Source organism: Methyloceanibacter superfactus (assembly GCF_001723305.1).
Taxonomy (GTDB): domain Bacteria; phylum Pseudomonadota; class Alphaproteobacteria; order Rhizobiales; family Methyloligellaceae; genus Methyloceanibacter; species Methyloceanibacter superfactus.
The window spans coordinates 109,183-132,639 of sequence record NZ_LPWF01000030.1; the positions used below are offsets into that span (position 1 = coordinate 109,183).

21 protein-coding genes, 1 tRNA gene and 4 pseudogenes are annotated in these 23,457 nt (G+C 63.8%); 10 read left to right on the forward strand and 16 right to left on the reverse strand.

The features are described from left to right. Positions 1-305: 305 nt before the first annotated feature. The 3 genes from AUC69_RS12795 to AUC69_RS12805 all read right to left on the reverse strand — a co-directional run bounded on the left by AUC69_RS12795 (position 306) and on the right by AUC69_RS12805 (position 1,360). Positions 306-653 (reverse strand): hypothetical protein, encoded by a 348-nt coding sequence (locus AUC69_RS12795; protein ID WP_141700786.1) that lies wholly within the window; start codon positions 651-653, stop codon positions 306-308. A gap of 188 nt (positions 654-841) precedes the next feature. Next, a tRNA-Glu gene (locus tag AUC69_RS12800) sits at positions 842-917 on the reverse strand. A 53-nt stretch (positions 918-970) separates the two neighbouring features. Beyond that, positions 971-1,360, reverse strand: coding sequence for a hypothetical protein (locus AUC69_RS12805; protein WP_069442485.1), 390 nt, complete (start codon positions 1,358-1,360; stop codon positions 971-973). 18 nt (positions 1,361-1,378) lie between these two features. Between AUC69_RS12805 and AUC69_RS12810 the strand changes: the two genes are divergently transcribed. From AUC69_RS12810 to AUC69_RS12820, 3 genes are all read left to right on the forward strand, one after another. Continuing rightward, positions 1,379-2,395: an RluA family pseudouridine synthase gene (locus AUC69_RS12810; RefSeq protein WP_069442486.1), complete on the forward strand. Its 1,017-nt coding sequence runs from the start codon at positions 1,379-1,381 to the stop codon at positions 2,393-2,395. Positions 2,396-2,502: 107 nt separating this feature from the next. Beyond that, positions 2,503-3,396, forward strand: a complete 894-nt coding sequence (gene rpoH, locus AUC69_RS12815; RefSeq protein WP_069442487.1) for an RNA polymerase sigma factor RpoH — start codon at positions 2,503-2,505, stop codon at positions 3,394-3,396. A 129-nt stretch (positions 3,397-3,525) separates the two neighbouring features. Further along, on the forward strand, positions 3,526-4,335 hold the full coding sequence (locus tag AUC69_RS12820; RefSeq protein WP_069442488.1) for an alpha/beta fold hydrolase: 810 nt from the start codon (positions 3,526-3,528) through the stop codon (positions 4,333-4,335). Here the strand turns inward: AUC69_RS12820 and AUC69_RS12825 are convergent. After that, positions 4,295-6,127 (reverse strand): monovalent cation:proton antiporter-2 (CPA2) family protein, encoded by a 1,833-nt coding sequence (locus AUC69_RS12825; protein ID WP_069442489.1) that lies wholly within the window; start codon positions 6,125-6,127, stop codon positions 4,295-4,297. The two genes, AUC69_RS12820 and AUC69_RS12825, sit on opposite strands and share 41 nt — an antisense overlap. A 105-nt stretch (positions 6,128-6,232) precedes the next feature. Here AUC69_RS12825 and chrA point away from each other — a divergent pair, with 105 nt between their 5' ends. Next, positions 6,233-7,546 carry a chromate efflux transporter gene (chrA, locus tag AUC69_RS12830; protein ID WP_069442490.1) on the forward strand — a complete coding sequence of 438 codons (1,314 nt, stop codon included), beginning with the start codon at positions 6,233-6,235 and terminating at the stop codon, positions 7,544-7,546. Between the two features lie 59 nt (positions 7,547-7,605). On the opposite strand, the gene AUC69_RS12835 is transcribed toward chrA, so the two are convergent. Continuing rightward, complete coding sequence (locus tag AUC69_RS12835) at positions 7,606-7,926, reverse strand: hypothetical protein (RefSeq protein ID WP_069442491.1); 321 nt, start codon at positions 7,924-7,926, stop codon at positions 7,606-7,608. Between the two features lie 99 nt (positions 7,927-8,025). Further along, positions 8,026-8,997: a magnesium/cobalt transporter CorA gene (gene corA, locus AUC69_RS12840; protein ID WP_069442492.1), complete on the reverse strand. Its 972-nt coding sequence runs from the start codon at positions 8,995-8,997 to the stop codon at positions 8,026-8,028. Between the two features lie 144 nt (positions 8,998-9,141). On the opposite strand from corA, the gene AUC69_RS17150 reads away from it, so the two are divergent. Both AUC69_RS17150 and AUC69_RS12845 read left to right on the forward strand, forming a co-directional pair. Beyond that, the gene (locus AUC69_RS17150; RefSeq protein ID WP_141700787.1) at positions 9,142-9,531 is read left to right on the forward strand and encodes a hypothetical protein; all 390 of its coding nucleotides are present in this window, start codon (positions 9,142-9,144) and stop codon (positions 9,529-9,531) included. A 137-nt stretch (positions 9,532-9,668) separates the two neighbouring features. Next, positions 9,669-10,790, forward strand: coding sequence for a transporter (locus AUC69_RS12845; protein ID WP_069442493.1), 1,122 nt, complete (start codon positions 9,669-9,671; stop codon positions 10,788-10,790). 552 nt (positions 10,791-11,342) lie between these two features. Here AUC69_RS12845 and AUC69_RS19435 read toward each other — a convergent pair. The 3 genes and pseudogenes from AUC69_RS19435 to AUC69_RS12865 form a co-directional block, all read right to left on the reverse strand. Then, positions 11,343-11,876: pseudogene (locus AUC69_RS19435) on the reverse strand (transglycosylase SLT domain-containing protein); the annotation flags it as partial. Next, a complete protein-coding gene (locus AUC69_RS12860; protein ID WP_141700788.1) occupies positions 11,809-12,180 on the reverse strand; it encodes a hypothetical protein in 372 nt (123 codons plus the stop codon). The gene AUC69_RS12860 and the pseudogene AUC69_RS19435, both read right to left, overlap by 68 nt. Positions 12,181-12,287: 107 nt before the next feature. Further along, positions 12,288-12,873, reverse strand: a pseudogene (locus AUC69_RS12865) (TetR/AcrR family transcriptional regulator). Between the two features lie 137 nt (positions 12,874-13,010). On the opposite strand from AUC69_RS12865, the pseudogene AUC69_RS12870 reads away from it, so the two are divergent. Continuing rightward, a pseudogene (locus AUC69_RS12870) lies at positions 13,011-13,759 on the forward strand (SDR family oxidoreductase). Between the two features lie 29 nt (positions 13,760-13,788). Then, positions 13,789-14,487, forward strand: a complete 699-nt coding sequence (locus tag AUC69_RS12875; protein ID WP_069442497.1) for a pirin family protein — start codon at positions 13,789-13,791, stop codon at positions 14,485-14,487. A 52-nt stretch (positions 14,488-14,539) separates the two neighbouring features. Here AUC69_RS12875 and AUC69_RS12880 read toward each other — a convergent pair whose 3' ends face one another. The 5 genes from AUC69_RS12880 to AUC69_RS12900 all read right to left on the reverse strand — a co-directional run bounded on the left by AUC69_RS12880 (position 14,540) and on the right by AUC69_RS12900 (position 18,559). Continuing rightward, positions 14,540-15,148, reverse strand: coding sequence for a hypothetical protein (locus AUC69_RS12880; RefSeq protein ID WP_141700789.1), 609 nt, complete (start codon positions 15,146-15,148; stop codon positions 14,540-14,542). Between the two features lie 35 nt (positions 15,149-15,183). Beyond that, positions 15,184-15,615, reverse strand: a complete 432-nt coding sequence (locus AUC69_RS12885; RefSeq protein ID WP_069442499.1) for an EamA family transporter — start codon at positions 15,613-15,615, stop codon at positions 15,184-15,186. Positions 15,616-15,720: 105 nt separating this feature from the next. Then, complete coding sequence (locus tag AUC69_RS19815; RefSeq protein WP_425283538.1) at positions 15,721-15,861, reverse strand: hypothetical protein; 141 nt, start codon at positions 15,859-15,861, stop codon at positions 15,721-15,723. A 194-nt stretch (positions 15,862-16,055) separates the two neighbouring features. Next, on the reverse strand, positions 16,056-16,445 hold the full coding sequence (locus tag AUC69_RS12895) for a response regulator (protein WP_158008116.1): 390 nt from the start codon (positions 16,443-16,445) through the stop codon (positions 16,056-16,058). A gap of 17 nt (positions 16,446-16,462) precedes the next feature. Beyond that, on the reverse strand, positions 16,463-18,559 hold the full coding sequence (locus tag AUC69_RS12900; protein ID WP_069442501.1) for an ATP-binding protein: 2,097 nt from the start codon (positions 18,557-18,559) through the stop codon (positions 16,463-16,465). Positions 18,560-18,787: 228 nt separating this feature from the next. Here AUC69_RS12900 and AUC69_RS12905 point away from each other — a divergent pair, with 228 nt between their 5' ends. After that, on the forward strand, positions 18,788-19,432 hold the full coding sequence (locus AUC69_RS12905; protein ID WP_069442502.1) for a sulfotransferase family protein: 645 nt from the start codon (positions 18,788-18,790) through the stop codon (positions 19,430-19,432). A 649-nt stretch (positions 19,433-20,081) separates the two neighbouring features. Here AUC69_RS12905 and AUC69_RS12910 read toward each other — a convergent pair. Next, positions 20,082-21,164, reverse strand: coding sequence for a fatty acid desaturase family protein (locus AUC69_RS12910; RefSeq protein WP_069442503.1), 1,083 nt, complete (start codon positions 21,162-21,164; stop codon positions 20,082-20,084). 191 nt (positions 21,165-21,355) lie between these two features. Here AUC69_RS12910 and AUC69_RS12915 point away from each other — a divergent pair. Then, a pseudogene (locus AUC69_RS12915) lies at positions 21,356-22,983 on the forward strand (phytoene desaturase family protein). Here AUC69_RS12915 and AUC69_RS12920 read toward each other — a convergent pair. Further along, on the reverse strand, positions 22,961-23,425 hold the full coding sequence (locus AUC69_RS12920; RefSeq protein ID WP_069442504.1) for an SET domain-containing protein: 465 nt from the start codon (positions 23,423-23,425) through the stop codon (positions 22,961-22,963). The pseudogene AUC69_RS12915 and the gene AUC69_RS12920 sit on opposite strands and share 23 nt — an antisense overlap. Positions 23,426-23,457 lie beyond the last annotated feature (32 nt).

The window sequence follows — 23,457 nt, forward strand, 5'->3', positions numbered from 1 at the left end:
GGCCGCAGTCCTGCGTCGCGGGCCGATACCGTCGCGGCTTCGGCAGGCTTTGTCTCGGGCAGACAAGCGACAGTGGCGTAACGCTTCGATGAAGGGAAAGGGTCCGTTAGCTCGGCACGTTACGCCGGCAATCCTGGAAGCAGGATGCGAAATCCGTCCCAAGATTCGATTAAGCCCGGGACTAATAATGTGGCCCCGCGCGATTTTCGCACCCCCATTTCCGGATTGGGAGAGCTTAGATTCTATCAGTAAAACAACCGCTTATTTCAGGCAGCGCGGGCTGTCCCCCTGCAACGTGATGGGCCCTAGTTGCCCCACTGGAAGTGATATGTCTCGACGCAGAGTTCGCGGGCTTTTGGGTCGGATCCCGCTTCTTTCATACAGGCGCGGAACGAAGCGCCTGTCACCTGGCACATCTTGATGCATTCCTTGATGGTGGTGCTGCTACCACCATACCTCTGGCAACTCTGTTCGCAGGCCTCGTTCTGCGCGTACCCGTGGTTCGTTGCCACCGCCAGCAGCAGCAGAACCATGAACCCGATCTTCGATGGACTTGACATCGCAGCACCTTCTTCTGCCTGACGCTGGAGCCTTCTCAGGATAGATATCCGTCGAAAATTGCCTTGATTTGCATCAACCAGGCCAGCCAGCATGTGCCCGTGCCAAAACGCAGACACATGCCCTGGTCGGAGCGCTGCTCGCCGCCCCGCAGCGTGACCGTCAATTTTTTGGCAAGCAGAAAATTGGAACCAACGCCCGCTTTTCAAAGCGTTCGGGGAGAACGCTGACCGCAAAAGTTGGAACTCCCGCCGGCGAAAGGGCCTAAGCCCTTGATTTAAAATGGCGCCCCGTAGGGGTTTCGAACCCCTGTTTCCGGCGTGAGAGGCCAGCGTCCTAGGCCACTAGACGAACGGGGCGTGGGCCAGACAGGTCCAAACCTATAGCTTGGGCCCGCGAACCGGATCAAGGATTATTGAGACTTGAGCCTAATGCGCGAGATCACCTTGCCGGTCGTAATGTCGATGACGGCGATCTCCGGTCCGGCGCTGGAATTGAAATGGAGCGCCAGCCGGTCGCCATCGAGAGCCATCGACGTGACGGTGGCGTCCGGCGGGATCGCAAAGCTGGTTTCCGGCCCCGGCACGGCGACCGGGGCGACCGGCACGGCCTTCTCAGGCGTTCCGGACTTGCCCTGCCCCAAATGCGAGGCTTGATAGACGATCGCCGCCATCACGAAGGCGAAGCCGCCGACCAGCAGGACCCCCATGACGATCACGGCGATCTTGAGCACCCGGACCTGACGCGGCGTGAACACCGTGCCCGGTAAAGGCGTATTGTCTGGCTCGCTCGTCGCCGCCATCGTTTACAAAGACCCCAAATGCCGCATTCGAATCAGCCACCCGCCGAACGCCTGACCGCCGACGTGGACGAAACCCACGCGGGCCAGCGGCTCGACCTGTTCTTGACCGGGGCCCTGCCGCAACTGAGCCGCACCCGCGTGCAGGCCCTGATCCGCGAAGGCCAAGTGGCTTCAAGCGGCGCGACCATAGAGGACGTCAAATATAGGGTCAAACCGGGCGATCGCTTCGAGGTCGCCGTGCCACCGCCCATCGACATCACGTTGCAGGGCGAGAACATTCCCCTCGACGTGGTCTATGAGGATGACGCGCTCATCGTCATCGACAAGCCGGCGGGCCTCGTGGTGCACCCCGGCGCCGGCCAGCCCGACGGCACCCTCGTCAATGCTCTCATCGCTCATTGCGGCAAATCCCTGTCGGGCATCGGCGGCGTGGCGCGGCCGGGCATCGTTCACCGCCTCGATCAGAAGACCAGCGGCCTTCTCGTCGTGGCCAAGACGGACCAGGCACACCGGGCGCTTGCCGCGCAATTCGCCGATCATGGGCGGACCGGCGATCTCGAACGAGGCTATCTGGCGCTCGTCTGGGGCGCGCCGCAGCGCACCCACGGCAGTATCGACGCCCCGATCGGCCGTCACCCGACGAGCCGCACCAAGATGGCGGTGCTGAAACCCGATAAGGGACGCCACGCGGTGACCCATTGGCAGGTGGTGGAGACCTACGGCCAGGACAAGGACGGCCCGATCGCCGCGCTGCTGGCCTGCACGCTCGAGACCGGGCGCACGCACCAGGTCCGCGTGCATTTGGCCCATATCGGCCACCCGCTGATCGGCGATCCCCTCTATGGGCTTGGGTTTAAGTCAAAGGTTAAGAAGCTGCCGCCCGCCGCTCAGGCCAAGCTGGCAACGCTCGACCGGCAAGCTCTTCATGCCGAACACCTTGCGTTTGAGCACCCGGTAACCGGCACCTTACTGGAATTTAATAGTCCACTCCCCGCCGATCTCGCCGAGATTGCTGATACACTCAAGCAACTGTGATGCCCTCTGAGTCTTTTATGCCTAGTGCAAAAGTTCTATAGAGGGGATCGCCGGGGGGCGGTTAAACGGGAAGATCGCGACCATTTGTGGTCGCTGGAGACGGGTCCATGGCCGCCAAAAGTTTGCCGAGTGTGAGTGCGCATGGCGGACTCACACGCTACCTCGAAGAAATCAGACAGTTCCCGATGCTGGAGCCGCAGGAGGAGTACATGCTCGCCAAGAGTTGGGCCGAGCATGGCGACCGCGACGCCGCGCACCAGCTCGTCACCTCGCATCTCCGCCTCGTGGCCCGCATCGCCATGGGCTATCGCGGGTATGGCCTGCCCGTGGGCGAGGTCATCTCCGAAGGCAATGTCGGCCTGATGCAAGCGGTCAAGCGCTTCGACCCCGACAAGGGCTTCCGGCTCGCCACCTACGCCATGTGGTGGATTCGCGCGGCGATCCAGGAATACATCCTGCGCTCGTGGAGCCTCGTGAAGATGGGGACCACCGCGGCGCAGAAGAAGCTGTTCTTCAACCTGCGCAAGATCAAGGGTCAGTTGAAGGCGCTGGAGGAAGGCGACTTGCGGCCCGATCAGGTGGAGCAGATCGCCACCCGTCTCGGCGTCAGCGAGGACGACGTTGTTTCCATGAACCGGCGGCTTGCCGGCGACTCGTCGTTGAACGCACCCGTGCGCAACGACGCGGAGAGCGGCGAGTGGATGGACTGGCTGGTCGATGACGGCATCGATCAGGAGACGGCGCTCGCCGAGTCCGAGGAGCGCGATCAGCGCCATGACATGCTGCAGGATGCACTGAAGGGTCTGAACGAACGCGAGCGCCGCGTATTCGAGGCTCGCCGTCTCGCCGAGGACCCGCTGACGCTGGAGCAGCTCTCCACCGAGTTCGGCGTCTCCCGCGAGCGGATCCGGCAGATCGAGGTCCGCGCCTTCGAGAAGGTGCAGAAGGCGGTGCAGAAAGCCGCCAAGGCCGCCGAGCTCGAACCCGCCGACGCCGACTAACCTCTGAGGTTCGCCAAAGCGCAAGCCCATCCGCCCTCAAGGGCACCACGCCTAAGGCGGGTGGGAGAGCGCGCGCGAAGCGGTTAAGGTGACCGCCGCCACGGCATGCGCGGGGGAACCTTGAAACCGGTGAAACATCTTACCGTCAGCGGCATCGACGTCGCCTATCTCGACGAGGGCAAGGGACCGTGCGCCATGCTCGGCCATTGCTCCAGCGCCTCGCACAAGGAGTGGCTGCCGCTCATCGAGACGCTGAAGGAGGATTGGCGCGTGCTCGCGCCGGACTTCATCGGTTACGGCCAGTCCGACCCATGGCCGATCGATAAACCCTTCAGCATCGAGGCCGACGTGAAGGTCTTGTTGGGTCTGGCCAAGAAGACCAGAAGCCCGCTCCATCTCGTCGGCCATTCCTATGGCGCGGCGCTGGCGCTCGAAGCCGCCCGCAAGCTCGGCGCTCGCGTCAAGAGCTTGACCCTGGTCGAGCCGGTGTCGTTCCACCTCTTGCGGCTCGAGGATCGCCCGGAATGGAAGGAGGTGGAGAAGCTCGGCATCTCCGTGCTCGACCCCGTGGCCAAGGGGGACGACCGCAAGGCCGCCGCCGCCTTCATGAGCTATTGGCTCGGCCGCTGGCGCTGGTGGCTCTCACCCGAGCGCTTCAAGAACGCCATCGCCACGACGATCCCGAAGGTCGCGCTGGAATTCTCCATCGCCATCGACGCGCAAACGACGCTTGCCGACTACGCCGAGATCGCCGCGCCGACCCTGCTGATTGTCGGCGGCAAGACGCGCAGCCCCACCCGCGCCGTCGTCGAGCTGCTGGGCGGTGCTCTGCCGAACGCCAAGGTGGAAGTGTTGAAGGGTGCCGGCCATATGAGCCCCTTCACCCACCCGGCCGAGCTCAATCGGATGATTCTCGATCATCTCGCGTCGGTGCGCTAGGCGGAGGCCCCTCCTCGCGGAAGTCTTCCACGTCCTTGGCGAACAGCTCCTCGAGCTCGACCGCGGCGGTGAGCGCGTTGGCGCGCATCTTCTCGGTGTCCGTGTAATATTTGTAGGCCTCGTACAGCCGCCCTTCGTCGTGACGCTTGAACGTCTCGATGAGCCGCTTGGCCTCGGCGGGCTTCAGTCCCAGCCCACGCAGCAATTGACTGGTCAGCTCGAGCGCCGCGAGAAACGTCTCGCGCTCGATGATGGTGACACCGAGATCCATGAGCTTGTGCACGTGGATGCGGTCGCGCGCCCGGGCGTAGATCGGCAGATCCGGGAAGTGCTGCCGCACCACCTCGGCGACACGCAACGAGGCATCGACATTGTCGATGGCCAGCACGAAGGCTTGCGCTTTGTGGGTGCCCGCTGCGCGCAGGATGTCGAGCCGGCCCGCATCGCCGTAATAGATCTTGGCGCCGAAGCGCTTGACGAAGTCGACCTGGGCGATGCTGGTGTCGAGCGCGGTGAATGGGATGTGCCGCGCGCGCAGGACGCGGGCGACGATCTGGCCGAAACGTCCAAACCCGGCGATGATCACATGCCGGTCGCCTTCGGGCGGCATCTCGTAATCCGGCGCGTCGGGCTTGAGTGCCCGTGACACCAGATCGTCGACGAGCAGCAAAAGCGGCGTCGCCGCCATGGAGACGGTCACCGCCAGTGTGAGAAGGCTTGCCATGTCGCGGCCGATCACGCCCTCGAACACCCCGACCGAGAACAGCACGAAGGCGAACTCGCCGCCTTGACTGAGCACGATGCCGAGGCGCCGCGACGGCGCATCGCCGATGCCCCACCAGCGCCCGAGCCCATACAGGATAGCCGCCTTGATGGTGACGAGGCCGGCCACGATGGCCACGAGCGCCCCGGGCCGCGCAACGAGCACGCCGAGATCGATGGACATGCCGATGGCGATGAAGAACACCGCGAGCAGAAGCCCCTCGAACGGCGCAATATCCGCCTCGATCTGATGGCGATATTCGGAATCGGCGAGCAGCGCGCCGGCGATGAACGAGCCGAGCGCCGCCGACAGGCCCACCTCCTGCATGATCACCGCCACGCCCACCACCGTGAGCAGCGCCGTCGCCGTCATCGCCTCGCGCACGCCCGTGGAGGCGACGACCCGGTAGAGCCGGCTCAGCAGGAAGCGGCCGGCGACGATCACCCCGAGGATGGTCATGATCGCGATGCCCGCGCTGCCGAGATCCATGCTCGGCTCGGCCGCCCCGAGCGCGAAGAGCGGCACCAGAGCGATCAACGGAATCGCGGCGAGGTCCTGAAACAGCAGCACGGAGAAGGCGAGACGGCCGTGCCGCGTCGTGAGCTCGCCCTTCTCCTCCAGCACTTGGAGGGCGAAGGCGGTGGACGATAGCGACAGCGCTAGACCGATGAACAGCGCCTGGTTCAAGGCCAGACCAAGCCCCGCCCCGATCGCCGCCAGTACGAAGGCCGTGGCCACGAGTTGCGCCGCGCCGAGACCGAATATGGCCGAGCGCATGGACCAGAGGCGGATCGGCCGTAGCTCGAGCCCGATCACGAACAGCAAGAGCACCACGCCGAACTCGGCGAAATGCAGAACCTTGTCCACATTGTCGAGGGCGTAGAGCGGGCCGAGCACATAGGGGCCGATCAGCACGCCGGCGAGGAGGTAGCCGAGAACCGAACCGATGCGGAGGGTGCGGCCGAACGGGGCAGCAATGGCGGCGGCAGCCAGAAACACCGCCACCTGAATCAACTGCGCCGTTGTCATGTCGCCTTATACCCTCCTGCTCTTTCGGTATCATGCGATTCGCCGGTCAGCCAGCAGCCCGCATGGATTGCCCGTCGCGGGCCGAGGTTCTAGGACTTGACCGCCATGGATGTGACCCCCGACCGGCCCGAGCCGACATTTCGCGAAGCCCTGCCCGTTTGGGCCAAGATCGGCGTCATGTCCTTCGGCGGCCCGGCCGGCCAGATCGCCTTGATGCACCGCATCCTCGTCGATGAGCGCGGCTGGATCGGAGCGCAGCGTTTCCTGCATGCGCTCAATTTCTGCATGCTGCTCCCCGGACCGGAGGCCATGCAGCTCGCCACCTATGTAGGCTGGCGGCTGCACGGCACAATCGGCGGGCTCACAGCCGGGCTCCTATTCGTGCTGCCGGGCGCCCTCGTCGTGCTGGCGCTCAGCATGGCCTATGCCTTGTTCGGGCAGGCACCGCTCGTCACCGCCGCTTTTGTCGGCATCAAGGCCGCCGTGTTGGTCATCGTCGTCGAGGCGCTGATCAAGGTGGCACGGCGGGCGCTGCACCGCCCGCATGATTGGGTCATCGCAGCGGCCGCCTTCTTCGCCATCTTCTTCCTCGCCGCGCCCTTTCCGCTGATCATCGCCGCCGCCGCGCTTATCGGCTTTGTGCTCGCGCTGATCTTCCCGCAAAGCCTGCCCGAGCCGCTCAGCGCGCCGCCCGTATCCTTTGCCGCGACGCTGCGCACCGCGTTACTGTGGCTCGCAATCTGGATCTTGCCGCTCGCCGCCGTCGCCGCCCTGTTCGGACCGGCCACCGACAACGTGATCGCCGACATCGCGCTGTTCTTCTCCAAGCTCGCCGTGGTCACCTTCGGCGGCGCCTACGCGGTGCTGGCCTACATGGCGCAGCAAGCCGTCGAGACTTATGGCTGGCTAAGCGCGGGCGAGATGCTGGATGGGCTCGGCCTCGCCGAGACCACGCCCGGCCCGTTGATCCTCGTCACCGAGTTCGTCGGCTTTCTCGCCGCGTATCGCGATGGCGGCGGCCCGCCGCTTGCTTATGGGTTGCTGGGCGCGGCGGTGACCCTCTGGGCGACCTTCGCCCCGTGCTTTCTGTGGATCTTCGTTGGCGCACCTTATATCGAGCGGCTCGGCTCGAACGCCAAGCTCGCCGGCGCGCTGGGCGGCGTCACCGCCGCCGTGGTTGGCGTGATTTTGAATTTGAGCGTCTGGTTCGCGCTGCACGTAATCTTCGGCCGCGTGGACGCCGTCGAGCACGGGCCGTTTCGTCTATGGATGCCGGAACTCGCCAGCTTCGACCCGGTAGCCGCCCTGCTGGCCGTGCTCGCCGCCGTCCTGCTGCTTTGGCTCCGTCTCGGCATCATGGCGACGCTGGCGGCAACCGCCTCCGCGGCACTTGCCCTGCACCTTCTCGCCGGCAGCTAAAGAAAAAGCGCGGGCTTTCGCCCGCGCTTTCGCAAAGGTCCTACGGTGTCCGAAAGCGCTTAGTCGCGGGGCACCCAAAGATTCACGAACGGCGCGCGAACCCACGTGCCGCGCGCGCCCGTCCGTACCGAGGTGAACGGCGCCTCGACATCGGTGGCACGGTTGTTCGTCCGCACGGACGTGGTCGGCGCATCGACTTCGGTGTCGTAGCCGTTGCTGCGCCACCAGCGGCGATTCCGCCAGCCGGCTTCCTTCACAAGCGACGCCTCGTTCGCGGTGCTGCTCGTGATGCCGAAAGAGCCGGCCGAGGCCGACACCGGCAGGAGCATGACGGCCGCGAAAAACGCCGCAACGAAACTGGAAATGATAAGTCGGGTCATCCTTCCTCCTTACCGAGGGTTGGGGGGTGTGACTGGAATAGCTGGATTGAATGGTATCGCCGTAATGTGGCGAGACGGTGCGCCCCACGCAAGTCCAAACTAGAGCCATCCTTTATGTTTGAAATAAATATAAGGCAACACGGCGAATAGGACCATGAGCCCGAGCGCGAACGGATAGCCGAAAATCCAATCCAACTCCGGCATAGTGTGAAAATTCATGCCGTAAATCGAGGCAATCAAGGTCGGCGGCAGGAAGACCACCGCCGCCACCGAGAAAATCTTGATGATGTCGTTCTGCTGGATGTTGATCATCCCGAGCGTCGCATCGAGCAGGAAGATGATCTTCCCCGACAAGAAGGTGGCGTGATCGGTCAGCGATGTCACGTCGCGGGCCACCGTGCGGACGCGCGTCTGCATCGGCTTGCCGTCCTTGCGCTCATTCACGGCGTAAGACAGGAAGGTCACGAGCCGGCCGAGCGAGTGACCGCTCTCCCGAGCTTTCGAGGCGACCTCGCCCTCGCGCCCGATCGACCGCAACAACACGTCGAAGCGGCGCTGGCGCGACGACGCCGCGCCATGATTCTCGAACACCGAATGTGACAGCAGCTCCACCTCGGCCTGAATCCGCTCGATGAAGTCGGCCAGCCGGTCGACGATCGTGTCGAGCAGACCCATGAGGACCGCGGGGCCAGTCGACAGATCGCTCTCCGACCGGTTGCACCGCGCCAAGAAGATGTCGAAGGCGCGCGGTTCGGCATAGCGGACGGTGAGCAGCCTCGTGCCGGCGAGAATGAAGCTGACCGGCGTCGTCGTGGCTGCTGCGTTTTCACCTTGGTAGAGCAGTGTCGCCGTCATGAAATAGGCGCCGTCCTCGTGATAAAGGCGATCGGAGACTTCGATCTCCTGCTGCTCCTCGCGCGTTGGCACATCGATCCCGAGCGACTTCTCGACCTTGCTCTCCTCGTCCGCTGTGGGATTGAGAAGGTCGATCCACACGGCCTCGGCCGTGATCCTCGGCTTGCCGGTTTGGACTTTGAGCTCGCCAGCGAGAAATTCGTAGATCTTCAGCATGGGCCCCTGGTTCCCGTTCCTCGAATCCTGCGATCGGCTGGTTCGAAAAACCCTTATATACCAAGGCCCATATGTCTAGGGTGAGACAACGTGGACGTACCCGGGCTTTGACAGTGCCCGGCGGGAGGCATATCCAAGTCTGTTATGGGTTGGCTGCGCAAAGAAAGAGATCTGATCGGCCTTGTCGTGGTCTGGACAATTCTGCTCCAGGCCATCATCGTGCCGTTCACCTCCGGCCTGCACGCCGCAACGCTCACCTCGGGCCCACAGAGCAACATCCTCTGTACCTCCCGGGGCACGGTCGTCAGCCCGGAACAGCCCGGACCAGCCAATAAAAAGCCCGATTGCCAGTGCTGTCACATGTCCTGCCGCCAAGGTTGCGGCAGCGGCTGCGGCGGCATTTTGCCGGACTTGGCCCGGATACCGTTGCCGTCCTCGACGGTCATTGCCATTGCCGGACCGCGCCTCGACGCACCCTCGGCAAGACCGGGCAAGCACCATTCGGCCCAGCCCCGCGCCCCTCCCCTCGCTTAGTCCTTCAGCGTAGCCCTCGTCTTTCATGACGGCATCTTCGGACTCGAAGTCCGCCGAGGCTGCGCGACATTCCAAGCAAGAATCCAACTAGGGGCATGCCCGGCTTCCAGGCCGGTGCCCATCGGGGGGCTACTAAAATGCGTATTTCATATCTGCGCGCCGGCGTATCGGCGCTTACTCTTGGCTTAGGTGCGGCGCTCGCGGCCGTACCGGGCACGGCTCAGGCCGACTCGGATACTGGCACCGGCCCGCTCGCCGACCAGCATGCGCCGGCCGGCGTCATGTTCGACCACATGCACAAGGCCGGCGAGTTCATGATCGGCTTCCGCTATGCCTATACGAGCGCCAGCGGCGACATGCTGCACGGCTCCGACAAGGCCAGCGACCAAGAGATCATCGACAAGGGCTGCACGCCGCACACCTGCAGCTCGACGCCCAGCGAAATGGCCATGAACATGTACATGCTCGACATCATGTACGCGCCGACCGACTGGATGACCCTGATGGTCATGCCCATGTATATGAGCCACGACATGACCATGCGGCCGCTCACGTCTTCCATGAGCAGCATGGGCCATATGGATCACATGGACATGGACATGCCGATGGATGAGCACGGTGCGCACATGCATAGCGGCAGCCATTCCCACGGCACCGAAGGCTGGGGCGACACGATCTTCGGCCCCGAGCTCAAGATCGCCGACGGTCCGGGCTATCATTTGCAGTTCTCGCCGATGTTCAGCGCGCCGACCGGCGACGTGGACAAGAAGATGAACGGCAATTTCACCCACTACATGATGCAGCCGGGCTCTGGCACTTGGGACTTCATCCCGAGCCTTACCTATACCGGCCGCGCCGACCGCTTCGCCTGGGGCGCGCAAGTTCTGGGCGTCATCCGCATGGAGGAGGAGAACGACAGCGGCTATCGCCTCGGCGACGTGGTCCAGGCCACTGGCTGGGGCAGCTATCGCTTCGCCAACTGGATCTCCGCCTCGCTCCGGGCTCTCTACACCGAGCAGGGCGAGATCGAGGGCCACTACAACGGGCCGCATAACCATTCGAGCCCGCCCGACCTCCAGTTCAACTATGGCGGCCGCTATTGGGACATCGGCTTCGGCGTCAACACCGTAGTGCCGAGCGGCTCGCTCAAGGGCCTGCGGCTCAGCGCCGAATGGCTCCAGCCGGTCGACGAGGATGTGAACGGCTATCAACTCGAGCGTGACGGCACGCTCTGGGCCAACGCCACCATGTCCTTCTAGGACGGATTGCGGCCGCCTCCCGCGTGGGGGCGGTCGCTCAGTTCTTTTGCACGATGCAAGGCGCCGCCGGGCGGCCCTCAGCTCCGCGCAAATCTTGCCCGCGTCGGCGCGGCTGTCGGCGCCGATCTGCACCTGATACATCGCGCGGCGGCCACGGCTGAGATTGCGCGCCGGCGTCACGAACGGCTCCCGGTCGCCGAGCACCGAAACATGCTGTCGCCTCAACCGCGCGAACTGGGCGAGCGCCTTGGCCTTGGAAAACGCGCTCGATACATGCGCGCCCCACGGACGCCATGCCCCGCTGGCGGTCAGCGGCTCGGTCTCGTACACCGCCCGCACCACGAGCGGCGCCAGGCTCTTGCAAGACTCCTGCACCGTGTCGCCCATCGTCTTGAGCGACTCCGGCAACTCAGTCTCCGGCAGCTTCCATTCCTCGGCAGCGCGCCCGGTTACGAACATCACATAGCGGCGCGTCTCCCCGGGAAGGAGGCGGTTCCCCGCAAGCCAGCCCCTCACCCGTTCCTCGCCCGCGTTATAGGCCGCCGCCGCCAGACCGAAATTTCCGAACTCCTTGTTCAAATCGGCCAGCAGGCTCGCCGAATGGACAATCGCCGATTTCGGCTCGAACGGATCGGCGAGACCGCGGTCGTCCGCCGTGCCGGGCATAAACTGGGCGATACCTTGCGCGCCTTTGGGGCTGACCGCGTTCGGGTTGAAGCGGCTCTCCCGCCAGATCAGCCGCACGAAGGGCATGGGCGGCAGTCCGCGCGCCTCGGCCTGCTGCTGCATCAGCGGGCAGACCGTATCCACGAAGGGCTTCGGCCCGGCCGCGGCAAACCCTGCGGCTTTGAGGCCGGCGGCGACACCAGTGATGACGAAGGCCTCCGCCGCCTGCGCGCCGTGCAGGCCGAGCACAAGCCACGTGGCGACACATAGAGCCTGCAAGGCGCCCATCATGCGGCCACTCTGAGCCATCGGCGCGGGGAGGTCCATCCGGAGAAAATTGAAGCGCGGAGCGCTAGTTCTTGAGGACCACGCAGGCGCCGCCCGCCGCCTGCAGCTTGTCGCAGAGCTTGTCTGCGGCATCACGCTTGTCCAGGTCGATCCGGGCGGAATAGCGCAGATCGGTTCCCATGCTCAGATCGCACACCTCGACGATGGTGGGGCTGTAGTCCCCGAGAATGTCGGAATATTTGTCTTTGGCCTCGGCAAAGGCATCGAGCGACTTTTGCTTGTCGAAGGACGACGCGATCTCCACGCCCCATTGCGCACCGGATTGATCGGCCGGAACGTCGTTGCTCTTGGCGGCCTTGCTATCGGCGGTGCACGGCGACAGTGGATCGCCCGCTTCCACCTGCGGCTCGGCCAGTGCGGGCCAAGCGGTGAGCATCAATCCCAAAGCCGCTATCGGGAACGTCTTCATGGGGAAAATCATGCCGCGATTCTGAGGATCAGGCCAGACCACCCTCGCCTTACGGCAAACCGCGCGTGAACGCCTCAGCCGGGCCAGACCCGCATCGCCATGTCGGCGATGCGCTGAAGCTCCTTGCCGGTCGCGCCGGCGGCGGCCTGAATCGCCATGCCTTGCGTCACTGTCGAGACATAGCGCGCCAGCTCCGCGGGATCGGCGTCGGGCGGAAGCTCCCCCTCGCTTTGCGCGCGCTGCAGACGCTCGCATATCACCTTCTGGTTGGCCGCGCGCCTGTTGCTGAGCTCTTCCTGGATACATTGAGCGTGATCGCCGGCGCGGCGACGCCTTGGACTAGAAGACAGCCGGCCGGGCTCGACTTATCGGCAAGAGATTGGGCCGTGCCGCGCAGAAGTGCTGCGATGGCGTCGCGGGCCTTGGGTGCCGCAAGCGCTTCCCGGACCAGCGCGCCCTTGGTCTCCGAATAGCGGTCCAGCGCCTGACGGAACAGCGCCTCCTTGTTGCCGAAGGCGGCATACAGCTCGGCGGATTGATGCCCATGGCGGCGGTCAGGTCGCAAATGCTCGCGCCCTCGTAGCCCTTGCGCCAGAACACCTCCAGCGCCTGGTCGAGAGCTTCTTCCTTGTTGAATGTTCGCGGGCGGCCAATCGCCACGGCGCCGTCTCCTCTTGGTTCTCCGATTCCCTATCACCTCCCATCTTTGTAGTGCTCGCTATATAATGCTCTTGACGGTCAGGGTCCAGGTACATATGTAGCGTTCGCTACGTAATTCATCAACGGGAGTACGGACCATGTCTAAGACGCTCACTGGAAAGGTTGCCCTCGTCACCGGTGGCTCGCGCGGGATCGCGCCGCCATCGCCCGCGCTCTGGCCGATGACGGCGCCGATGTCGCCATCAGCTACGCCGCCTCGGCCGACAAGGCCCAGGCCGTCGTCCAAGACCTTCTCGCCAAGGGCGTCCGCGCGGAAGCCTTCAAGGCCGATCAAGCCGATACCGGCGCGGTGAACGCGCTCGTCGCTGCGGTTGCGCAACGCTTCGGCCGCCTCGACATTCTCGTCAACAATGCCGGCATGTTCGCCATGGGCCAGGTGCATGATCGCGCCAACAATCTCGCCGACCTCGACCGGATGTTCGCCGTCAATGTCGGCGGGGTGGTCGCCGCGGTACGTGCCGCCGTGCCGCTCATGACCGACGGTGGCCGCATCATCTCCATCGGCTCGGTCGTGGGCGACGCGACGCCCTTTCCCGGCGCCGCCGATTACAGCGCCACCAAGGCCGCGCTTCTCGGTTACACCCGGGGCTGGGCCCGGGATCTCGGACCCAAGGGCATCACCGTGAACACCGTGGCTCCCGGTCCCATCGAGACGGACATGGCCCCGGCCGATGGCGAGTTGCACGACGCCCTGATCGCCGGTACCGCTCTTGGCCGGTTCGGCAAGCCCGAGGAGGTCGCGGCTCTCGTGACGTTCCTCGCGGGGCCCGCCGCCGGCTACATTACCGGCACGACAGTGACCGTCGATGGCGGCTTCAACGCCTAGGCACAGTCAAAAGAGTTAGGAGGTTTGCGATGATCGAGCTCAGACCCTTCGACACACTTGGCGGCGCCGACCATGGCTGGCTGAAGGCCAAGCATCATTTCTCCTTCGCCCGCTACCACGACCCGAAGCGCATGAGCCACGGCGCGCTCCGGGTGTGGAACGACGACGAGATCGCTCCCAACACGGGCTTTCCGCCCCATCCGCACGCGGCGATGGAGATCATCACCTATGTGCGCAAAGGCGCGATCACCCATGAGGACAGCCTGGGCAACACCGGCCGCACCGAGGCCGGCGACGTGCAGGTGATGAGCGCCGGTTCCGGCATTCGCCATGCGGAGTACAATCGCGAGGACGAGCCCACCACGCTGTTCCAGATCTGGATCGAGCCAGGCATGGAAGGCGGCGAGCCGTCTTGGGGCGCCAAGCCGTTTCCCAAGGAAGAGCGCTCGGGCGAGTTCGTCGCGCTGGCGTCCGGCTTTGCCGGCGACACCGACGCGCTGCCGATCCGCGCCGACGCCCGCGTTCTCGGCGCCACGCTCAAGGTGGGCGAGACGGCGGAGTATCGGCTCGGCACCGCGCGGCACGCCTATCTCGTGCCGGCCGTTGGTCTTGTCGAGGTCAACGGCATCAAGGTCGGTGCGCGCGACGGCCTCGCCATCGACAACGAGACGACGCTGACGGTGCGGGCGCTCGAAGATGCCGAGATCGTCCTGGTCGACGCGTCCTGACGAAAAAACGGGGCGGTGCTCATGAGTGCCGCCCCATCCCCTTCAAGAGAACCTATTCGCTCGGAACGAGATCGCCGAACAGAGCGTAGTTCGCTCGCGGTCCCTGCATCACGAGGGTCCAAGCCGTGAAGTCTCCCCCGCTTGTGCAAGCGTTGCCTCGGCCTTGCAGGATCAGCGTAAGGCGCTGGCGTGGGCCGTTCGAACTTGCGAACGCGTCGCAACCCGTGACCTCGCCGGTGAGCTTCCACTCCTTATAGAGCGTGGGCCCTGTCCCTTCATCCGCGCTGTCCCGAGGATCGACCTCGAAGATCGAGATCTTTTTCGGGAGCTCAAGCGATAGCGTGCCGGAGCGGCCCTCTTGGTTGCCGAGCGCAAAGACTGCGCGCGTCGTCCCCGGACGGCTCTTATCCCAGGCGACCGTAAGGTCGTAGCGTTCGACCGGCGTCGCGATCCCCGCGATCGACTGAGGATCGGCCTCGCCGACAAAGAGCATGGCGGCCTTGCCGAAGCGGACGCTCTCGATTTGCTCGAGGCGTCCGGAGTCGAGCGCCTCCACCTCCACATAGCGCTGACCCGGGTTCGTGCAGCAAGCGCAAGCCAACGCGCCGCGCGGCGCCGTGAGGGCGAAGAAAGCCCATAAGGCCGCCGCGACAAATCTCAACGTTCGGCTTCCTCGCATCCGTTCTCCGCGCTCCCCTAGATCGAGATGAGGACCACGCCGACGACGGCGGCAATCAGCCCGATCACGCGATGCCAGGGCATCGCTTCGCCCAGCACGACCACGCCGAGCACCGCGCCGCCGACAATGAACATGCCGTAGACGGGCACCACGATATTCGCCGGGCCGAGCGACAGCGCATGGAACAGGGAGGTGACGGCCACGGTGAGCGCGATGCCGCCGGCGATGGCCCAGAGCAGGGGCGGCGTCTCCAACTCGAAAATCAGAGCTTTCAATTCGCCGCGCCAGGCGACCACACCGATGGCGAAGATGGCGACGATGGTAGTCGACACCGCGAGCACCATATAGGTCGTCACATTGCCGCTACGCTCGGCGAGCTTCACGAACAGCGTCATGAGCGAATAACCGGCCATGCCGAGCAACGCCCAGAGAATATAGGACGGTATCATTTGTCCCCCCGATCTCTGCCCTGTTGGATATCCAAGAGCCAAAGACCTTGATCGCGGCAGGGTGTCAACCGCGCGGGGCCTGATGGGCAAGCGGCGCTTCGAAGTCTAGTCTTCGACCGCGGTCTCGGGGCGATCCGACCCAGGATCGAGTTCCTCGTGCCACTTGCCGTCCGCCGTCTCATATTGGATGCCGACCGTCTCGCCGGGGACTTTCTGCTCCCCGGCGGCGCGCTTGGCCGCAGCCAAAGCGGCGTCATGGGTGGGAAAGCTCCGAGATCGTGCCGCGCGCCTGATAGGCCCAGCCGTTCTCGTGCTTCACGATTTTATAGACCACCTTGGTCATGGCCTCTCCTTCCTCGAGCATCAAACCGGCATAACCGGCCCTGCGCGCCAATGGTTCCCTACCGGTACAGCGGAAAGAAGGTGTCCTTCGGGCACGGTTAGACCGCGGCGCTGTTGGCGCTCTCACAAGGCGCCGCAGGAAGGTCGTCGTCGAGCCGCGCCGCCCAGCGATCCACGAAGTGCAAAAGCTCGTCGGCGTCGATGGGCTTGGGAATGTGATCGGTGAACCCGGCCTGCTTGTAACGGACTAACCGCGTCGGCGACACATCGGCGGTCAGCGCGACAATGGGGATATCGCCATGTTCGGCGCTCAACTTGCGGATCCGGCGCACCGCCTCAATCCCGTCCATGCCCGGCATCCGGATATCCAGGAAGATCAGGTCGTAACGGCGGGTTCTCGCCAATTTGATGGCCTCGGCGCCGTCGCGGGCGACCGTGACGTCATGGCCGGCATGGTTGAGAAGCAGTTTGACCAGTTCCCGATTCATCTCAAGATCGTCAGCCATCAAAATGTGAAGGTGCCGCTTGGAATGGCTCTTGGACTTTTCCACTTCCTCGGCCGGGGCTCGGCAATGGGGAGCGTCACCGTAAACCAGAATGTGCTGCCGACAGCGCGCTTGCTATCGACGCCGACTTCGCCACCCATCGCCTCGACGATGCGCTTGGAGATGGCGAGGCCGAGCCCCGTACCGCCGTATTTCCGCGCGACGGACGAATCCGCCTGGCTGAAGCGGATGAACAACTTCTCCTGATCGGCCTCGCTGATGCCGATGCCCGTATCGACCACGGCGAAGCGCAATCTCACCGCCGCATCCCCGCTGGACGCGCATTCGAGCCTGAGCTCGACATGTCCGTTGGGCGTAAACTTGATGGCGTTGTTGAGCAGGTTGAGCAGCACCTGTCGCAAGCGACCCGGGTCGCCCAAGACCCATTCCGGAACGCCGGCGCCGATCTTCACCTTGAGCTCGAGGCCTTTCTCCTCCGCCATCAACCGCACGATGGATGTGCAGCTGTTGATAAGGGCGTGGAGGGCGAAGGGAGCGACCTCGAAGCGAAGCTCGCCCGCCTCGAGCTTCGAGAAATCGAGGATGTCGTCGATGATGATGCGCAATGCGCCGCTAGCATCGTAGGCCCGCTCGACATAGGAGCGCACCGTATTCGACATATGGCCGTATTCGAGGGCCAGCCGGGAGTATCCCATGATACCCGTCAGCGGCGTTCTGATCTCATGGCTCATATTGGCGAGGAAGTCGCTCTTCGCGACCGCGGCACGTTCCGCCTTCACCTTGGCGGCATGAAGCTCGTTGAGTATCTTCTTCCGCTCCGTGGTGTCGCGCGTGATTTCGGCAAATCCCAGGAGCTCACCGTGATCGCCCCGGATCGCCTGTAGGATGGTGTTGGCCCAGAAGCGCTTGCCGTCCTTGCGAACCCGCCAGCCTTCCGACTCGTGGCGCCCCCAGTTCTTGGCCTGCTCCAGATTGCGGCCGGCCACGTCCGCGCTGCGGTCCATTGGCGAATAGAATTCCGAAATATGCTCGCCGACGATCTCCTCGGCGCTGTAGCCGTTGATCCGTTCGGCCCCCTGATTCCAATTGGCGACTCGGCCTTCCGGATCCAGCAGATAGATCGCGTAGTCGGTGACGCCGTCGACCAACAGCCGAAACCGGCGTTCGCTGTCGCGCAAAGCCTCGTTGATCGTGCGCTGCCGGGCAGTTTCGCGCGCCGTGATCCACCACATCAAACCGACCAGCGACAACACCGCAAGGGAACCAAGCCCCCCGATCAGCGCAGAATGCCACCATGAGGCGAGCACTGCATCGAGAGGACGTGAAACGGAAACAATGAACTGACGGTTCGGCAACCACTGCGCCATGCCGATCCGCTTCGTCTTGGTCAACGGGTTCTCATATTGGAGTGAAACGCCAAGCTTGTGGGTCGCTGTCAGCGCCTCGTAGAGCGGATAGTCCGCCACCGACACTCCGATCAACTCGGCGATCCAGGGGTTTCGCGCCACCACACGAAGGTCGCGGCCAACAAGGGTATTGGCGTCGTCGTGAACCTTGGCCACCGGCATGAGCCGGTCGGCAATGTGATGGGTGTCCACCGCGGCGCTGATGATTTGGCGCAAACTGCCATTCGCGTGGAAATCCGGCTGTGAGACCCAGATGACCGTGCGGTTACCGCTGCGCATGGCTCGTGAATAATAGACGGACCCGGTGTCGCCGCGCGCGAAGGCGTCTACGTGCTTCGACCTCGCAAAGAAGGCGGGCGCGCCATCGTCGATCTCGATCGGCTTGGAGCTGGAGCTGCGCACGATCTTGCCTTCGGCGTCGCGGACGGCGATCGCCGCGATCGCCGTGATCGACTGGGTCTCCATGCGGAGATAGTCGTCGCCGTCACCGAGCGGATGGCTCGCCCCATATGCCTCGATCTCGTGCAGGGCGCCCTCGATTTCGCGAAACAAGGCCGTTACGGAGCTATCGATGAGGTCGGCAACATGCTCAAGCTGGACGCTTTCGCTGTCGAGCGCGCGCTGCTTGAGCGGGACGAGAAGGAAATAGTTGAGCGCGCCGAGCCCTATGACCGCGGCAAGAAACACCACGGCCCAAGGCCAGCTAGCAAACCATGCGTTTCGGTAATCGGACGTCCGCCGCAAACTCTCTTCTCCCTAGACACCCTGGAAGATGTTCCAAACACCTTAGCAAACACTTACACGTAAAGGTCGCTAACGCCCGGCGGCACCCCCTTTATACAACCCGTGCGCGCGCATGGTAACCTTCTGAGACATGATGAAATACTCAGAGGTCGGCAACGAGAGGGAAGCGCGGCCATGTCGCTGAAGGTGATTGGAGCCGGTTTCGGCCGCACGGGCACGCTGTCGCTGAAGCTGGCCTTGGAACAGCTCGGGTTCGCGCCCTGCTACCATATGATCGAGACCGGCCAGCGTCCCGAGCACGACGCTCTGTGGCTGGCGATTGCCCGCGCCGAAAGCGACGACTGGCGCCTGATCCTCAAGGGCTACGCGGCTTGCGTCGACTGGCCGGGCGTATCCATCTGGAAGACGCTGGTAGCCGCCAACCCGGAAGCCAAGGTCATCCTCACCGTGCGCGATCCGGAACGCTGGTATGCGAGCGCGGCAAGCACGATCTTCGCCAGGATGCGGGACTTCGCCGATGCCCTCGCCCGAGGCGACGCTGTCGATCCGGCGCGCCAGGCGCATATGACGATGGTCAACAAGATCGTCGTCGACAACAGCTTCAGCGGCAGCCTCGATAAGGCTCACGCCATTGCCGTGTTCAACGCCCACAACGACGAGGTGCGCCGCACCGTTCCGCCCGACCGGCTTCTCGTCTATGAGTCGGCGGAAGGCTGGGACAGGCTCTGCGCGTTTCTCGACGTGCCCAAGCCGCAAACGCCCTATCCCGAGGTCAACAGCACCGAGGACTTCGCCGCGCGTTTTCCTGGTAAGCGCTAAGGGATAGCGACGAATCGGATCCTTTAATATGCTCTGCCGCGGAGGGTAGTCCCATGATCGAATGGACAGCCGAGCGCATTGCGGCCTTGCCAGCCGACCAGGTGAAAGAGCTTCAGAAGAACGCAATTCGGCTTTGTAAGGACGCTGTGGCCGAGCTTTGTGCGGTAGACCTTGCCAGACGGAGACCAACGCGCAGCGCAGCAACTCGTGGCGGCAAGACGTCAACGAGAAATAAGGGTGCAGTCGTAGTCGGGTTCCACTTTGTTTGTCCCGACGAAAGAGGTGTTATCCAAAATCCCGACGGTACATTTTGGACTGGAACGTGGGTTGTCGATAGTGATCACGCCGAGCGTGGTTTAAGACGCGGCGCCTACGTCGCGCTCCACACATCGAAGTCGGAACCCTCATACCTCCAAGGGACGATTCGGGATTGGCGGAAAGCCCGCCGAGAGTCGGAGTATGCTGAAGGACGGCAAGTCAAAATCGATTCTGGAATCGATTTTCTATTGGACCCCTCTGACCAAAAGTATGATTGGCAAGGCGATGGTGCTGGCGAGAAAGGTTACGCTTGGGAATAGCAGAAATTGCTGACTCCCTTTTCACCATCTCATGCTGTTTCTATGCGCAAGCAACCTCAGCGCACGCAAGCCTAGCGAACGTAAGTCTCCGCCTGCGATCCGCCGGCTCTGGGCGCGGCGGCCTCTTTCACACACGCATTGAGAGACGCCAAGACCGAGTGACTGACCACGGCATTGGACTGAAAGCCCTGACGCGCCATCAGCGCCTCGTGCAATTCCGGCAAACGATAGAAGGGCACGCTCGGATACCAGTGATGCTCGATGTGGTAGCCGACATTGCGCGGCAGGATGAAGATCCGCTCGAACCAGGTCGGAATGGTGGTGCGGGTAATCGCGTATTCCTCTTCGTCGCTCTCCACCGCACTGTGCTCGCAAATCAGCCGCGTGTACTGGGCCGCGATATGCCAGGTGCAATAGGGCACGATCCAATAGAGCAAGAAGGCCGACCAGCCACCGAAATAGGTCAGCGCCGCCGCGATCGACCCGTAGAAAGCGAACATCGCCGCCATCATCCAGCGCGGTGATGGGATGAGGAACATCCCCACCAAGCCGCGAACGATCCAGAACAGGCCGGTGACAAAGGCCGCCCGGCGCAGCAGCACCAGCGCCAGACCGCTGCGCGTCTTGGGAAACTGCCAATCCGGCGCGAGCTCGCCGGCGGCGTCATGGGTGCGCCAGATATGCCGGTTCCCGTCATCCGGGAGATTTGTGTATTGGTGATGGGTGCCGTGAAACTTGCGGAAGCCTTCGACCGAGGCAAAGCTCGGCCACATCAAGAAGAGATTGGCGAAGAGATCGTTCTGCCAGCGGGTCGGCAGATAGCGATAATGCGACGCGTCATGACCGAGGATCAGCAGCGCGTGCTGCCGCGCGCCGATGAACATGACCGCCACGAGATAGAGCAACGGGTTCCAGAAAGCCATGCAGAGCGCGATCGCCGCCGCCATTGCGGCCCACTCGCCGGCGGTGGCCGCAAGCGCCCTGGCGGGCTGAAGCTGCGAAAGCTCTTTGATCGTCGCCGGCGGCAAGCGCTCAGGGACGACTCGGCTGGTGTTATGCGGGTGTTTGACAACCGGATTTGCCGAAATGTCCTCTGTCGGGTTCTCCGCCCGAAGGAAGGCAACGATCTTGGTGATTTGTTCGACGGCCGGCATCGGTCCTCGTACGCTGCGTACTGGAATTGAGGACTTAGCCCACACCTGTGACCGTTCTTGGGCAGCCGGCGCGAAGCGCTGTTCCGGCGGCGCAACTCCGTTAAGCCCCAGGCGCGGTCCGCCAAGACCGCAATCTCGGCGCTGTGCTAGCCTCACCCCGCTCAATCGTTCAGAAAATCAGGTCCCACGCCATTTCCAGCAACCGCGATAACTCGAAGTTCGACGTCTTGGTGATCGGCGGCGGTCATAACGGCTTGGTGTGTGCCGCCTATCTCGCCCGCGCCGGACTGACGGTGAAAGTGCTGGAGCGGCGGGCCGTCGTTGGCGGCGCCGCCGTGACGGAAGAATTTTATCCGGGCTTCCGCAACTCCGTCGCATCCTACACGGTGAGCTTGCTCAATCCCAAGGTCATCGCCGATCTAGACTTGCATCGGCATGGGCTGAAGATCGTCGAGCGGCCGGCGATGAACTTCTTGCCCCTCCCCGACGGCGGCTATCTGCTTGCGGCCGAAGGGCGCACGACGTCCGAGATCGCCAAGTTCAGCGCCGCCGATGCGGAGCGCTACGACGACTATTGCGCGCAGCTCACCGTCGTCGCCGACACCTTGCGCGATCTCGTGCTGAAAGCGCCGCCCAATGTGGTGCAAGGCTCCGGCTGGCGCGGATTGCGGGAGCTGGTGCGCGCCGCGGCGCTCGGCAATGACTTGCGCAGGCTCGATGCGGAGGCGCAGCGCCTCCTCCTCGATCTCTTCACCAAATCCGCGGGCGACTTCCTGTCCGATTGGTTCGAGGCTGAGCCGCTCAAGGCGCTGCTCGGCTTCGACTCGATCGTCGGCAACTATGCGAGCCCCTTCGATCCCGGCACGGCCTATGTGCTGCTGCACCATTCCTTCGGCGAGGTGAACGGCAAGAGAGGCGCCTGGGGTCATGCCATTGGCGGCATGGGCGCGATCACCCAAGCCATGGCCAAGGCCGCCACCGCGCATGGCGTGGAGATCGAAACCGACGCCGACGTCGCCGAGGTCATGATCGAGCAGGACAAGGTTGTGGGCGTGACCTTGAGGGACGGCCGGATCGTTCGCGGCAAGGCGGTTGCCGCCAATGTCAATCTGAAGCTGCTCTATACGAAGTTGATGCCGGACGAGGCCTTGCCGCCCGCCTTCTTGCAACGCATGCGGAATTTCAAATGCGCCTCGGGCTCGTTCCGCATGAACCTGGCTCTATCGGAGCTGCCGAGCTTCACGGCGCTGCCGGGCAAGGCGGCGCAACCCCATCACGCGCCGGCATCATCATCGGCCCGAGCCTCGCCTATATGGATCGCGCTTATCGCGATGCCGTAGCCCATGGCTGGAGCCGAGCGCCCGTCGTGGAGATGGTCATTCCCTCGACGCTCGACGACAGTCTTGCGCCGCCCGGCGCGCATGTGGCCAGTCTGTTCTGCCAGCACGTGGCGCCGGAACTCCCCGGCGGCCGATCCTGGGACGACGCGCGCGACGAGGTGGCCGATTTAATGATCGCCACCGTCGACGCTTACGCGCCGGGCTTCGCCGCGAGTGTGGTGGGGCGGCAGGCTTTGAGCCCGCTCGATCTGGAACGCACCTTCGGCCTGGTGGGTGGCGACATCTTCCACGGCGCGCTGAGCCTCAACCAGCTTTTCTCGGCGCGTCCCATGCTCGGCTTTGCCGACTATCGCGGGCCCTTGAGCGGGCTCTATCACTGCGGATCGGGCGCTCATCCCGGCGGCGGCGTTACCGGCGCGCCAGGTCACAACGCGGCGAAAGCGATCCTCGCCGACCTCAAGCCGCTTTCTTGGCGCTAGGTTTCTTGGCGCTAGATTTCTTGGCGCCGCCCTTCGGCTCCGGCATGCATTTCACACAGCGGCAACCGATGGGCTTGATGAACTCGTCGAAATAGGTCTTGCCGTAATTGTAGCCCAGCTCCTCGCCGGGCTTGATCGCGCGTTTCGACATGACGAAGACGCGTCCCCGGTGAATGTCGATCTCACAATTGGGACGGCAGGAGTGGTTGATGTAGCGCGCCGTATTGGCCTTATCCCAGCCGTCGATGGTTTTCTTGGCCGTGACCTCGAATAGGTAGCGGCTGCGGCTGGTCAGCTCTTCTTCCTCGTCGAGCGTGCGGCCCGTATACTCGATGACGCACACGCCTTTGGGGATCGGCTCCTGCGCGAACAGGCCGCGCCCGGCACGGGCGCGTTTGACGGCAAGGCTGAACCCGCCGGGAGTGTATTTCGACTTCTTCATGATCTCGGCACTTTTGGGAAGATGTTGGGTGG

Coding starts and splice junctions, on each gene's coding strand:
- AUC69_RS12795 (WP_141700786.1), bottom strand. CDS start 653: ATGCTGGCTGGCCTGGTTGATGCAAATCAAGGCAATTTTCGACGGATA.
- AUC69_RS12805 (WP_069442485.1), bottom strand. CDS start 1,360: ATGGCGGCGACGAGCGAGCCAGACAATACGCCTTTACCGGGCACGGTG.
- AUC69_RS12810 (WP_069442486.1), top strand. CDS start 1,379: ATGCCGCATTCGAATCAGCCACCCGCCGAACGCCTGACCGCCGACGTG.
- rpoH (WP_069442487.1), top strand. CDS start 2,503: ATGGCCGCCAAAAGTTTGCCGAGTGTGAGTGCGCATGGCGGACTCACA.
- AUC69_RS12825 (WP_069442489.1), bottom strand. CDS start 6,127: ATGACAACGGCGCAGTTGATTCAGGTGGCGGTGTTTCTGGCTGCCGCC.
- chrA (WP_069442490.1), top strand. CDS start 6,233: ATGGATGTGACCCCCGACCGGCCCGAGCCGACATTTCGCGAAGCCCTG.
- AUC69_RS12835 (WP_069442491.1), bottom strand. CDS start 7,926: ATGACCCGACTTATCATTTCCAGTTTCGTTGCGGCGTTTTTCGCGGCC.
- corA (WP_069442492.1), bottom strand. CDS start 8,997: ATGCTGAAGATCTACGAATTTCTCGCTGGCGAGCTCAAAGTCCAAACC.
- AUC69_RS17150 (WP_141700787.1), top strand. CDS start 9,142: ATGGGTTGGCTGCGCAAAGAAAGAGATCTGATCGGCCTTGTCGTGGTC.
- AUC69_RS12845 (WP_069442493.1), top strand. CDS start 9,669: ATGCGTATTTCATATCTGCGCGCCGGCGTATCGGCGCTTACTCTTGGC.
- AUC69_RS12860 (WP_141700788.1), bottom strand. CDS start 12,180: ATGCTCACCGCTTGGCCCGCACTGGCCGAGCCGCAGGTGGAAGCGGGC.
- AUC69_RS12875 (WP_069442497.1), top strand. CDS start 13,789: ATGATCGAGCTCAGACCCTTCGACACACTTGGCGGCGCCGACCATGGC.
- AUC69_RS12885 (WP_069442499.1), bottom strand. CDS start 15,615: ATGATACCGTCCTATATTCTCTGGGCGTTGCTCGGCATGGCCGGTTAT.
- AUC69_RS12895 (WP_158008116.1), bottom strand. CDS start 16,445: ATGAATCGGGAACTGGTCAAACTGCTTCTCAACCATGCCGGCCATGAC.
- AUC69_RS12905 (WP_069442502.1), top strand. CDS start 18,788: ATGTCGCTGAAGGTGATTGGAGCCGGTTTCGGCCGCACGGGCACGCTG.
- AUC69_RS12910 (WP_069442503.1), bottom strand. CDS start 21,164: ATGCCGGCCGTCGAACAAATCACCAAGATCGTTGCCTTCCTTCGGGCG.
- AUC69_RS12920 (WP_069442504.1), bottom strand. CDS start 23,425: ATGAAGAAGTCGAAATACACTCCCGGCGGGTTCAGCCTTGCCGTCAAA.